Below are 10,638 nucleotides of genomic sequence, written 5' to 3'. Positions count from 1 at the left end.
TGAAGCGGAGCTCTTCAAACTTTTGGTGCGAATCTCTCGTGAAGGTCTCAGCATCGGTGTTCACCTCCTGGTGACAGCGGGCCGTCAGTCCAACCTTCGGGCGCAGTTCTACGCCAACTTCAAGCACCAGCTGAGTCTGCCACAGAATGATGTAGGAGAAGTACGCTCTATCGTGGGCTCTACCCCGCTTGCGAAAACCATGGAAGACATCAAGGGTCGGGCACTCATGAAGCGTGACGAGGTTGATGTCATCCAGCTGGCTTTGCCAGTAGCGGGTGCCAATGATGCGCAAGTTCTTAACAACCTGCGTCAAGAAGTCGCTTCTCTCCAAGAAGCCTGGACTGGACAGCGCCCAAGTGCTATTCCGATGGTACCAGAGGAGTTGACGGAGGCGGACTTCTATAGCCGGGCTAGTGTCCAAGCAGCTTATAAGCAGGGCTTGGTACCACTAGGATTGGACATGGAGACGGTTGAACCAATTACTTGGAACCTCTCTAAGGGCAATCTTCTCTACTTAACAGATAAGGAAGAGCAGATGAGTGCTTTGACTGAGCAGATTGCGCGAGGCAAGCAGAAGGTGATTGTATTGGCGCCGAAGTATCATAATTTGCCTGAGATGGAAGGTGTGACGATTCTTGCTAGTCCAGAAGAATATCAGACTGGAATTGTTGCAATGGAAGAAAATGTCAAGGCGCGCTTGGAAAAGCGCAACAATCAGCATGAAGCAACTGTCATTCTATTTAATCAACTGGAATTAATGGGTGAGTTGAGTCTTGATGACCAGACCTCTCTCAATTACATTCTGGAAAAAGGACTGCGAGCTGGCTATGCTTCTGTTTCGATGAGTGGCAGCCAGCTGTATAAGCAAATAGATGTTGTTTCTAAGACAATTAGAAACTATAAACAAGCTATTGTCTCAATGAGATTGACGGATCAGAATATTCTAACTGTCACAAACAAACCTATCCGCGAACCACAGTTAGAAGAGCAAGAGCACTACTATGTAGCAGACGGATTAGCAAGTAAAATGAAAGCATTAATGATATAGAAAGGGAATAAAATGGGGAAAGCGTTACTACTGGCTCAGTTAAATAAATTATCAGGAGATTTCGAAACAATAACTGGGAAAATTATTGAATTACAAAGTGCCTTAGAAGGACTTTCAGCTACTTCTACAAAAATTACTTATCTATTAAATGATGAAGAGTCAATTAAAGCAACCTATAATTTGGCAGGGAAACCGTATGGTGAAGAAGCAACTAATGAGCAAAAACTGTTAACTGATACATCAACGAAATATGAAACACAAAAAACAGATATGATGACAAAATTGCAAACGAAAATTGATAGTTTAAAATTAGATGCAGCAGGATTACGTTCAGGCATGAATGCCTTGAGTAGAGAGATTGCTAATACAAAGGAGGATTAACTAATGAGTGATGATGTTATTAAGGTACATGACCTACCAGGAATAGAACAATATAGTGAATCTATTAGTCAGTTTTCAAAAGCTTTAGATACCGCAACAAATGATACTGCTCGAACGTTCAATAATAAAATTGAAGGTTCAGAAGGTATAGCAATTAGTTCTTTTTTACAAAGCTTGAATGATTTGCAAACTCAGATATTTGACAAAATTCCGGAAGCTTTAGGGAATTATGCGAAAATTGTTGAAGGTTTTTCATCATCTGTTAGTGGTATAGGTTTTGGTAAAGAAGCTTGGACTAGTGAGTCAGGCAATAGTGATGTTCGGACAAAATTAACAGGTGATCAAAAGGATAGCGTTCTAACTGTGGATAAGAATTTACAAACAGCATTGGATACTGCTGCTAAAGTTTTAGGTGAAGGAGCTATAGATATTTCTAATATCACAAATGATGCTACAAATGGATTACAAGATGCGGCTACTGCTCGTCTCAACACCCATACACCTTTTCAAGCAGCACATGATACCTTTAACACAAATTTACAGCAAGTAATTGGGACCATTTCAGCTTTAAAGGGGACTGTTGGTCAGGCACAAATCACACTGAATTTTTCACCAAAGGCTGTGTTTAATATGATAGCTCAAGGTGTTTATGTAAATCCAGTCACCGGTCTTCAAAATTCAGACGAAGCTATCGCCTTAGACTCTGTCTATGGTGATAATCAAAAACAGATTACAAAAGCAAATGCTGAAAATGTACGTATGGAAATCAAGTATATTATGGCAACAGGTATAGCTCTTTGGATTTCAAATGAGGACACAAAAAAACTAGACGACTTTTTCGGTCCTTTTGGGGAGATGTCATACGCTGATAGTCAGAGATGGCTTGATGATATAAATACAGCTGCAATTGCTGTGGGTGTATCTCATCAAAATGAAATGTTGGATGCATATTATGCAAATGATAGTGATTATAAAAAAATGGATTTTGCATTATTCAAGAAAGAAGACAGTATTAACATATTAATAAGACTGACAGATGATTTATATAAAACAAAATTCAGTAGGAAATTTTATACTCCGCCTGGTACAAATGAAAAGATAGATGATCCTCAGATAATTAAGTTTGGTTTTCAAGATAAAGATTTAGTATATTATACAAGAGGATCAGTTTCGGGTATAGAAGCCGTGGATTATCCAGGTTGGGATACAATTGGAAAAAAACCTGAGGATGGAGTTGGTTTTAGAAAACGAGTAATTTCAATTGCTCCAGGTAACAATAGCGCTAGAGCACAAGAAGCTGTATCTAGAATACAAACAATTGACCAAGAGAAACAACAAGCGGTAGCTGAACTTTTGAGAGATTTGGCTATAGGTACTATGATGGTTTACAGTCCTAGCGCTTCAACGGGGCTAGGATTTGCGAGAGCGTTGACAACAAGTGATGCAAGTAGTATTATAACAGCGTATCCAGAAGGTAACAAAGGATACAAATTAGGAGCTGCTTCGATAGCGAAAATCGCCACTACATTTGATAAGCTTAACGAAAAAGAAGCAAAAGAGATTAAAGTACTCAAAGACGCTCTGATTGGTAAAGGAGGCACAGTTCTTGACGATCGGAAGAAAGGTACGCTATCAGGTTCTGGATTCTATCGCCTCGAAGGAACCTTGAGATTGGCAGAATTGAATGATAAGGGTGTCTCAGGAATGCTAAACGAAGAACAGATGAACGAATATAAAAAAGTGATTAAATCTCGCTTCAGCAATGAGATTGTACAATATGTAACCGGTGATGAAAATTCTAAGCTCAAATTAGAGGATATGAGTAAAGAGCAAGTCATAGAATTATGGGAAGCTATAAAAGCTATGGATAATCCTCTAAAAAGGGGAAGTAATGGAGAAGAGTTTGTAAAATACCTTGAGCAAAAGTATCCTTTCCCTGTTTTTAATTAAGTTGGAATGTCTGTTTATAAGGAGTAAGCATGAAACAAATTATTCAAAACAAGCGCTTGAGGAATTTAGTAATTTCTATTTTATTACTTATCGGACTTTTTGTTGCCTATAGAGCGTATAAGGTTCATGAGGTGAGCCAATATAAATATTGGCAAGTTAAAGGAGAAATAAAGTCTTATCAGTTTATAAAAGACAAGCAAGGAATTGTTGTTCAATGGGATTACGAGAAGTCCGAAAAAGAAATTAAAGAAGCTAAAGATCTTGCAAATGATGTAATAGTTGATCGTGACTTTCATTCTATAGTAGGAGAGCGATTCATTATCACTCAAGACTATAGGTTGAAGTCTTTCCCTAGGAGGATGAATGCAAGTTCTGGCCAGTCTAAATTTCTCTCGACCAATATCCCAGAAAATGGAGAGTATTGGAATATAGATGTCTATGACACAAAAAGTAAAAATTTAGAAAAGAAAACCTACGATATATTTAAATTAACTCGAGAATACAATAAAGATTACATACCTTTTGATATGGCTGAAATAAGTACTGTGACAGGAATTTATACCGATCAAGGCCACGACTATCTGCCAGTAGTCTTTGTAAAAAAAGGAGACAAGAAGAAAAAGAAACCTATCTTTGCGTTATTGGATTTAGAAAAAGGTAAATTTGTTGAAAAAACAGTTTCGGGAAAAACAGATATCGACATTGAATACCCTTATCAAGAATTTAAATTACAACTGTATAATTTACCTGCTTTAGATGATAAATTAGAAGCTAACAATATAAGTTACATGGGGGAATATATATTCTTTACTAAAGGATTTGATAAAACGGCTTCTTCTCTTTTAGCAAAAAAAGAGCCAAAAGCTTATGAACTTATAAAAAGTGGCGAGCATAATATCTTTTATCTTCTTGGTGATAAACGGGACATAAGCTATAAGATACAGATGATTAAACTCGGATTTCCAGAAGGAAGCAATATATTTAAAGATGTTACAATTCCTGCTGAAAATTCTCAAGATGGAAAAGAGCATGTGATTCAGAATGAAGAAGAGTTTTTACGCTACTATAAAGCTAAAATAAGTGAAGATTTTTTGAAGTTTGTACAAGAAAGGAAAACAAAATAATGGGACGAAAACGGATATTACCAGAACATATTAAAGGGATTGAGCATAGCTTTGAAGATATGAGTGGTCGACTTGAGGACAAAAGTTCTAGCTTAATTGAATCTTCTGCAACTGCTAATTTTGCTTCAGCTACAAATGAGGTGAAAGCACTAACGAAAGATTTAGTTCCGGTCGTTGAATCATTCGATGAATATTTGAATGCGGTGGCTGATGAATTTACTAGAATAGATACTGAGATGGGGCGTGTGATAGATGGAGGAGCACTGCAGGAATACTCCAATGGTCTAACCGATGCAGATATGAACACAAAGAAACATTATACTCAAAAACAAATAGACCTATATAATGACTTTCCTTCTTAATCATTCTGCATTTATTACTCCTTAGGATAGTTTCTCCTCTCCCTTATGCTATAATAGTCTATAGAAAGTCGAGGGAATGATGAAGAAAATATTATTAGTGGTTCTGGTGCAGGGCTTGGCTATCTTTGTGATTACAGGTCTGCTTTGTTATTTTATGCGGGAGGATTTTTTCTTCCGTGCTTTAGCGCCGATTTTTGGTCTGGCAGCGGGAGGTTTTCGCTTCGTGACGGCCATGGTGACAAAAGCGTTTGCGCCCAGTCTCTATGAGGATAGCAAGAAAAAGGAATAATCTATAGAGCCGACAGTAGGTCTGGGGTCTTTGACTCAGGCCTTTTGTCATAACTGTCAGCCTTAGTCATGCGGAGCTTTAATATTTTTCAGAAAAAGAACGGACAGAAGGGCTTTCTTAGGCGCTTTGTGGTAAAATAGTAACAGAATTAAAAATTTGGAGAGTAAAGATGAAACGTTCTATGTATGCTGGGCGTGTTCGCAAGGAGCATGTTGGTCAGGAAGTCACTTTGAAGGGCTGGGTAGCCCGCCGTCGGGATTTGGGCGGTCTGATTTTCATTGATTTGCGCGACCGCGAAGGCATTATGCAGCTGGTCATCAATCCTGAGACTGTGGCTGCTGAGGTCATGGCGACCGCAGAAAGTTTGCGCAGTGAGTATGTTCTGGAGGTGACAGGTAAGGTAGCTGCGCGTGAGCAGGCCAATGACAAGCTGGCGACAGGAAGCGTGGAGCTGCATGTGGAAAGCCTGACTGTCTTAAATACAGCCAAGACGACGCCTTTTGAAATCAAAGACGGCATCGAGGTGAATGACGATACGCGTTTGCGCTACCGTTATCTGGACTTGCGCCGGCCAGAGATGCTGGAGAACTTCAAGCTCCGTGCCAAAGTGACTCACTCTATCCGCAACTATCTAGATGAGCTGGAGTTCCTTGATGTAGAGACACCATTTTTGTCCAAGTCAACGCCAGAAGGAGCACGTGATTACTTGGTGCCTAGTCGGGTTCATCAGGGGCATTTTTACGCTCTGCCACAAAGTCCGCAGATTACCAAGCAGCTCTTGATGAATGCTGGTTTCGACCGTTATTACCAGATTGTTAAATGCTTCCGGGACGAGGACTTGCGCGGTGACCGTCAGCCAGAGTTTACTCAGGTGGACTTGGAGACTTCTTTCTTGTCTGATCAGGAGATTCAGGACATTACAGAAGGCTTGATTGCTCGTGTCATGAAAGAGACCAAAGGTATTGATGTTTCTCTGCCTTTCCCTCGTATGAAGTATGATGATGCCATAGCTCTTTATGGGGTTGATAAGCCTGATACTCGTTTTGAGATGTTGTTGCAGGACTTGACAGAGCTTGTCAAGGGAGTTGACTTCAAGGTCTTTTCAGAAGCTCCAGCTGTCAAGGCAATCGTGGTGAAAAATGCTGCAGATAAATACTCTCGTAAGGATATCGACAAGCTGACAGAGCAAGCAAAACAGCATGGTGCTAAGGGCCTTGCTTGGGTGAAGGTGACTGATGGTGAGCTAGCTGGTCCAGTTGCTAAGTTCTTGACAGACTTGACAAGTCAGTTGACAGATGCTTTACAGCTTGAAAATAATGACCTGGTTCTCTTTGTGGCTGATACTTTGGAAGTGGCAAACGCTGCTTTGGGAGCTCTTCGTGTACGCTTGGCCAAAGAGCTGGACCTGATTGACCCTGATACATTTAACTACCTTTGGGTAGTGGACTGGCCCATGTTTGAATGGTCAGAAGAAGAGGGCCGCTACATGAGTGCCCATCATCCTTTCACCCTGCCTCAGAAAGATTCTGAGCAAGAGCTGGAAGGCGACCTGAGCAAGGTACGGGCTGTGGCCTATGATATCGTCCTCAATGGTTATGAGTTAGGTGGCGGCAGTCTTCGGATCAACCAGAAAGACTTGCAGGAGCGGATGTTCAAGGCGCTTGGCTTCTCGGCTCAAGAAGCTGCCGAGCAGTTTGGCTTCCTTCTGGAGGCTATGGACTATGGTTTTCCACCGCATGGTGGTTTGGCTTTGGGCTTGGACCGCTTTGTGATGCTCTTGGCTGGTGAAGAAAATATCCGCGAAGTCATCGCCTTTCCGAAAAATAATAAGGCTTCTGATCCAATGACACAGGCACCTAGTCCAGTGTCGGTAGCTCAACTAGAGGAATTAAGTTTACAAGTGGAAGCACATGAAGAAGACTAATTTTTACAAACTCTTTCGCTATTATGTCCGCAGATTTGCTTATAATTTTAAGATTTTGCGGTCTTTAAAGAGTATCTCGCGTGAGAAGTACGATGAGAAGATTTCTGCCTCGCTTGTCTATGGCTTTTTGTCAGCTGTCGCAGTCAATTTCTTCTTTCAGCCGGGGCATGTTTATTCCAGCGGGGCGACTGGTTTGGCGCAGGTCATTACTGCCCTCAGTACTCGTTTCTTTGGTTTTACCATTCCGGTTTCTGTGACTTTTTACGCCATAAATATTCCACTGATGATCCTGGCCTGGTACCAGATTGGGCATAAGTTTACCATTTTCACCTTTATCACGGTTACTATGAGCTCGCTTTTTATCCAGTTTGTGCCAGAAGTGACTTTGACTGATAATCCTATTATCAACGCCCTTTTCGGTGGTGTGGTCATGGGCACGGGGATTGGTTTTGCCCTTAAGTCCAGCATTTCCAGCGGTGGGACTGATATTGTCAGTCTGACTGTTCGGAAAAAAACGGGCCGGAATGTCGGGAATATTTCCTTGATTGTTAATGGGATTATTATGCTGATTGCGGGTTTGACCTTTGGCTGGGAGTATGCGCTGTACTCCATGATTACTATTTTTGTATCAAGCCGGGTGACGGATGCTGTCTTCACCAAGCAGAAGCGTATGCAGGCTATGATTATCACCAGCCATCCGGACAAGGTGATTGATAAGATTCACAACAAGCTGCATCGTGGGGCGACAGTAATCCATGGCGCTGAGGGAACTTATAATCATGAGAAAAAAGCTGTTCTGGTGACTGTTATCACCCGAGCTGAGTTTAATGAATTTAAGCAAATCATGAAGCAGACCGACCCAGCTGCCTTCGTTTCCGTCGCAGATAATGTCCATATCTTAGGACTCTTTGTTGAGGAGTGAAGATATTCATTGAGTTTGGGAATGCGAAGCAGTATAGTGTGGGAGTTTGTGCTTAAAACAAGTTTTTATAGATAGGAGATTAATATGCGGTAGGACAATAGTCCCACCGCTTTCTATTCTCTATTGTGGAGGGTGGAAATCTCAAGTGAGAAAGGATATACAAATGCAGGAGATTTTCAGATTATGACGACTTATAAAAAAATCATGAATATCGCCTTGCCGGCTATGGCGGAGAACTTTTTGCAGATGCTCATGGGAATGGTCGACAGCTATCTGGTGGCCAGTCTTGGGCTGATTGCTATTTCTGGTGTCTCGGTGGCCGGCAACATCATTACGATTTATCAGGCAATCTTTATCGCGCTGGGGGCTGCTATTTCCAGTCTCATCTCCAAGACTCTGGCTCAGGGGGACAAGAAGCGTCTGGCCTATCATACAGCTGAGGCTATCAAGCTAACCTTGCTTCTGAGTCTTCTGTTGGGGCTGATTTCCCTGCTCTTTGGCAGGCAGATGCTGGATCTTCTAGGGACGGAAAAAGCGGTGGCTGAAGCAGGTGGTCTTTATCTGGCTCTGGTTGGTGGGACAATTGTTCTGCTAGGCTTGATGACTTCTTTTGGTGCTTTAGTGCGGGTCACGCGCAATCCTAGATTTCCCATGTATGTCAGTCTTCTGACCAATGTCCTCAATGCCCTCTTTTCCGGTCTGGGGATTTACGTCTTTCGGCTTGGTATTGTCGGTGTAGCGTTGGGAACGGTGCTGGCTCGTTTGGTCGGTGTGCTGATTCTCTGGCGGGAGCTGGATTTGTCCACAATCCGCTGGCGCTGGGGCTTAGATGGAGAGCTCTTACGCCTGTCTCTGCCAGCTGCTGGAGAGCGGCTCATGATGCGGGCGGGTGATGTAGTTATCATTGCCATTGTGGTCGTCTTTGGGACGGACGCAGTAGCGGGGAATGCCATTGGTGAAGTCCTGACTCAGTTTAACTATATGCCTGCCTTTGGGGTTGCGACAGCAACAGTCATGCTGGTCGCCCATGCGGTGGGGGAGGGAGATATGCAAGAGGTCGGTCTGATTCGTCAGAGGGCCTTCTGGCTGTCTTTTGCTTGTATGCTACCTGTGGCTCTAGGAATCTTTGCTTTTGGTCGGCCGCTGACCTTGCTCTATACGGATAATAGCGGAGCTATCACAGCCAGTCTTTCGGTCATGCTTTTCTCCCTGCTGGGAACTCCCATGGCAGTCGGAACCGTGATTTACACAGCTATCTGGCAGGGTCTGGGCAATTCCAGACTGCCCTTTTATGCCACGGCTATTGGTATGTGGCTGATTCGCATTATTGTCGGTTACTTGCTGGGAGTGACTTTTGGCTTGGGTCTGCCGGGAGTCTGGACTGGGATGCTCTTGGACAATGGCTTCCGCTGGCTATTTTTAAAGGTTTTATTTGACAGAAAAATGAGGGAAATCACATGACAAAAGCGTTTATTTGGGATTTGGACGGCACCTTGCTGGACTCCTACGATGCTATTTTGGCAGGGATTGAGGAAACCTATGCTCACTATGGTCTGGACTTCGACAGGGCGAGTATTCACAGCTATATCCTAAAGCACTCTGTCCAGAAGCTCTTGGAGGAAGTGGCATCTGAGAAAGGGCTGGATGCTGCTGATATGAATGCCTTCCGTGGAGCAAGTCTAAAGGAAAAGAATGTTCAGGTCCATCTGATGGAAGGAGCTGCGGAGATACTAGCCTGGGCTGAAGAGCAGGGCATTGCCCAGTTCGTCTATACCCACAAGGGACTCAATGCCCATCAAATTTTACGAGACTTGGGTATTTATGACTATTTTACAGAAATCATCACAACAGCCAACGGCTTTGAGCGCAAGCCCCACCCAGAAGGTGTCGACTATCTGCTCGATAAATATGGCCTGGATAAGCAGGAAACTTACTATATCGGCGATCGGACGCTGGACGTGGATGTTGCAGTCAATAGTGGCATCCAGAGCATTAACTTCTGTGACTACCGACCAGAAATCAATCAGAAAATAGAGAAGTTGGTGGATATCAAGCAATTATTTACAAAATAAAAAGCAGACCAGAACTGATCTACTGTCAGTCTAGCCTGCTTTTTCTTTTACATATGCTCAATGTGAAGTTCCAGCAAGAACTCAAGAGCCTCGGGAGTGCAGTTCTTTTTTTCAATAGGGAAACCAGTGCTCTCCCCTATCAAGATATAAAAATCTTGCTTTGTCATAATGACCTTGACAATATCATCATAGGTATAGCGAAATTCACCACGTATGTTTCTTGCTATAAAAGACTCTCTGTCAAATATCAGAGTGACCTCCATGTTCTGAAATAAAGGATTTTTTTGATAGGCTCTCTTTATCTGATAATTCATGCCAAAATAGTACATAGAGGCGCAAATAGGGGGAGCCAATATGATAGATATTATCTTTTCCTCTAATGGGCCGAGCATTACGTAGGTGAACAGCCCGATTATCAGTATGATTATGTATAATACAAATCCTTTTCGTCGCACGAGAATAGCCCATGAAAATCTTTTATAAACTTCTTCAGTCATAAGAGTTGTAATACGGATTGGAAACATCTTTTACCTCCAGTTTCTATATTATAACATATATGAGCGATA

At 42.4% G+C, this 10,638-nt stretch carries 11 protein-coding genes; 10 read left to right on the top strand and 1 reads right to left on the bottom strand.

The features are described 5' to 3' along the window. From D8877_RS11640 to D8877_RS11595, 10 genes are all read left to right on the top strand, one after another. Window positions 1-1,048, top strand: a 1,048-nt coding sequence (locus tag D8877_RS11640) for a type VII secretion EssC family protein (protein ID WP_125353388.1), incomplete at its 5' end; no start/stop codon positions are given. 12 nt (window positions 1,049-1,060) lie between these two features. Further along, window positions 1,061-1,429 (top strand): hypothetical protein, encoded by a 369-nt coding sequence (locus tag D8877_RS11635; protein WP_125341501.1) that lies wholly within the window; start codon window positions 1,061-1,063, stop codon window positions 1,427-1,429. 3 nt (window positions 1,430-1,432) lie between these two features. After that, entirely contained in the window at window positions 1,433-3,379 is a 1,947-nt protein-coding gene (locus tag D8877_RS11630; protein WP_125341502.1) for a hypothetical protein, read from the top strand. A 29-nt stretch (window positions 3,380-3,408) separates the two neighbouring features. After that, window positions 3,409-4,503 (top strand): hypothetical protein, encoded by a 1,095-nt coding sequence (locus D8877_RS11625; RefSeq protein WP_125341503.1) that lies wholly within the window; start codon window positions 3,409-3,411, stop codon window positions 4,501-4,503. After that, window positions 4,503-4,865, top strand: a complete 363-nt coding sequence (locus D8877_RS11620) for a hypothetical protein (protein WP_125341504.1) — start codon at window positions 4,503-4,505, stop codon at window positions 4,863-4,865. Before D8877_RS11625 ends, D8877_RS11620 begins: the two co-directional genes overlap by 1 nt. Window positions 4,866-4,941: 76 nt before the next feature. Then, entirely contained in the window at window positions 4,942-5,154 is a 213-nt protein-coding gene (locus tag D8877_RS11615) for a hypothetical protein (RefSeq protein WP_125341505.1), read from the top strand. A 169-nt stretch (window positions 5,155-5,323) separates the two neighbouring features. Continuing rightward, window positions 5,324-7,078 (top strand): aspartate--tRNA ligase, encoded by a 1,755-nt coding sequence (gene aspS, locus D8877_RS11610; protein ID WP_125353386.1) that lies wholly within the window; start codon window positions 5,324-5,326, stop codon window positions 7,076-7,078. After that, window positions 7,065-8,000 carry a YitT family protein gene (locus D8877_RS11605; RefSeq protein ID WP_061591893.1) on the top strand — a complete coding sequence of 312 codons (936 nt, stop codon included), beginning with the start codon at window positions 7,065-7,067 and terminating at the stop codon, window positions 7,998-8,000. Before aspS ends, D8877_RS11605 begins: the two co-directional genes overlap by 14 nt. A gap of 183 nt (window positions 8,001-8,183) precedes the next feature. Next, window positions 8,184-9,461: an MATE family efflux transporter gene (locus D8877_RS11600; protein WP_125353384.1), complete on the top strand. Its 1,278-nt coding sequence runs from the start codon at window positions 8,184-8,186 to the stop codon at window positions 9,459-9,461. After that, window positions 9,458-10,072: an HAD-IA family hydrolase gene (locus D8877_RS11595; protein ID WP_125353382.1), complete on the top strand. Its 615-nt coding sequence runs from the start codon at window positions 9,458-9,460 to the stop codon at window positions 10,070-10,072. Before D8877_RS11600 ends, D8877_RS11595 begins: the two co-directional genes overlap by 4 nt. Window positions 10,073-10,119: 47 nt before the next feature. On the opposite strand, the gene D8877_RS11590 is transcribed toward D8877_RS11595, so the two are convergent. Continuing rightward, a complete protein-coding gene (locus tag D8877_RS11590) occupies window positions 10,120-10,596 on the bottom strand; it encodes a YcxB family protein (RefSeq protein ID WP_125353380.1) in 477 nt (158 codons plus the stop codon). Window positions 10,597-10,638: the final 42 nt, after the last annotated feature.

It is taken from the genome of Streptococcus sanguinis, assembly GCF_003943735.1.
GTDB classification, from domain to species: domain Bacteria; phylum Bacillota; class Bacilli; order Lactobacillales; family Streptococcaceae; genus Streptococcus; species Streptococcus sanguinis_E.
The sequence above is the reverse complement of the archived record's forward strand: the minus strand, read 5'-3'. Positions and strand labels throughout refer to the sequence as shown.

Excerpts from the sequence above, each read along its gene's own strand:
- D8877_RS11635 (WP_125341501.1), top strand. The coding sequence starts at position 1,061 with ATGGGGAAAGCGTTACTACTGGCTCAGTTAAATAAATTATCAGGAGAT.
- D8877_RS11630 (WP_125341502.1), top strand. The coding sequence starts at position 1,433 with ATGAGTGATGATGTTATTAAGGTACATGACCTACCAGGAATAGAACAA.
- D8877_RS11625 (WP_125341503.1), top strand. The coding sequence starts at position 3,409 with ATGAAACAAATTATTCAAAACAAGCGCTTGAGGAATTTAGTAATTTCT.
- D8877_RS11620 (WP_125341504.1), top strand. The coding sequence starts at position 4,503 with ATGGGACGAAAACGGATATTACCAGAACATATTAAAGGGATTGAGCAT.
- D8877_RS11615 (WP_125341505.1), top strand. The coding sequence starts at position 4,942 with ATGATGAAGAAAATATTATTAGTGGTTCTGGTGCAGGGCTTGGCTATC.
- aspS (WP_125353386.1), top strand. The coding sequence starts at position 5,324 with ATGAAACGTTCTATGTATGCTGGGCGTGTTCGCAAGGAGCATGTTGGT.
- D8877_RS11605 (WP_061591893.1), top strand. The coding sequence starts at position 7,065 with ATGAAGAAGACTAATTTTTACAAACTCTTTCGCTATTATGTCCGCAGA.
- D8877_RS11600 (WP_125353384.1), top strand. The coding sequence starts at position 8,184 with ATGACGACTTATAAAAAAATCATGAATATCGCCTTGCCGGCTATGGCG.
- D8877_RS11595 (WP_125353382.1), top strand. The coding sequence starts at position 9,458 with ATGACAAAAGCGTTTATTTGGGATTTGGACGGCACCTTGCTGGACTCC.
- D8877_RS11590 (WP_125353380.1), bottom strand. The coding sequence starts at position 10,596 with ATGTTTCCAATCCGTATTACAACTCTTATGACTGAAGAAGTTTATAAA.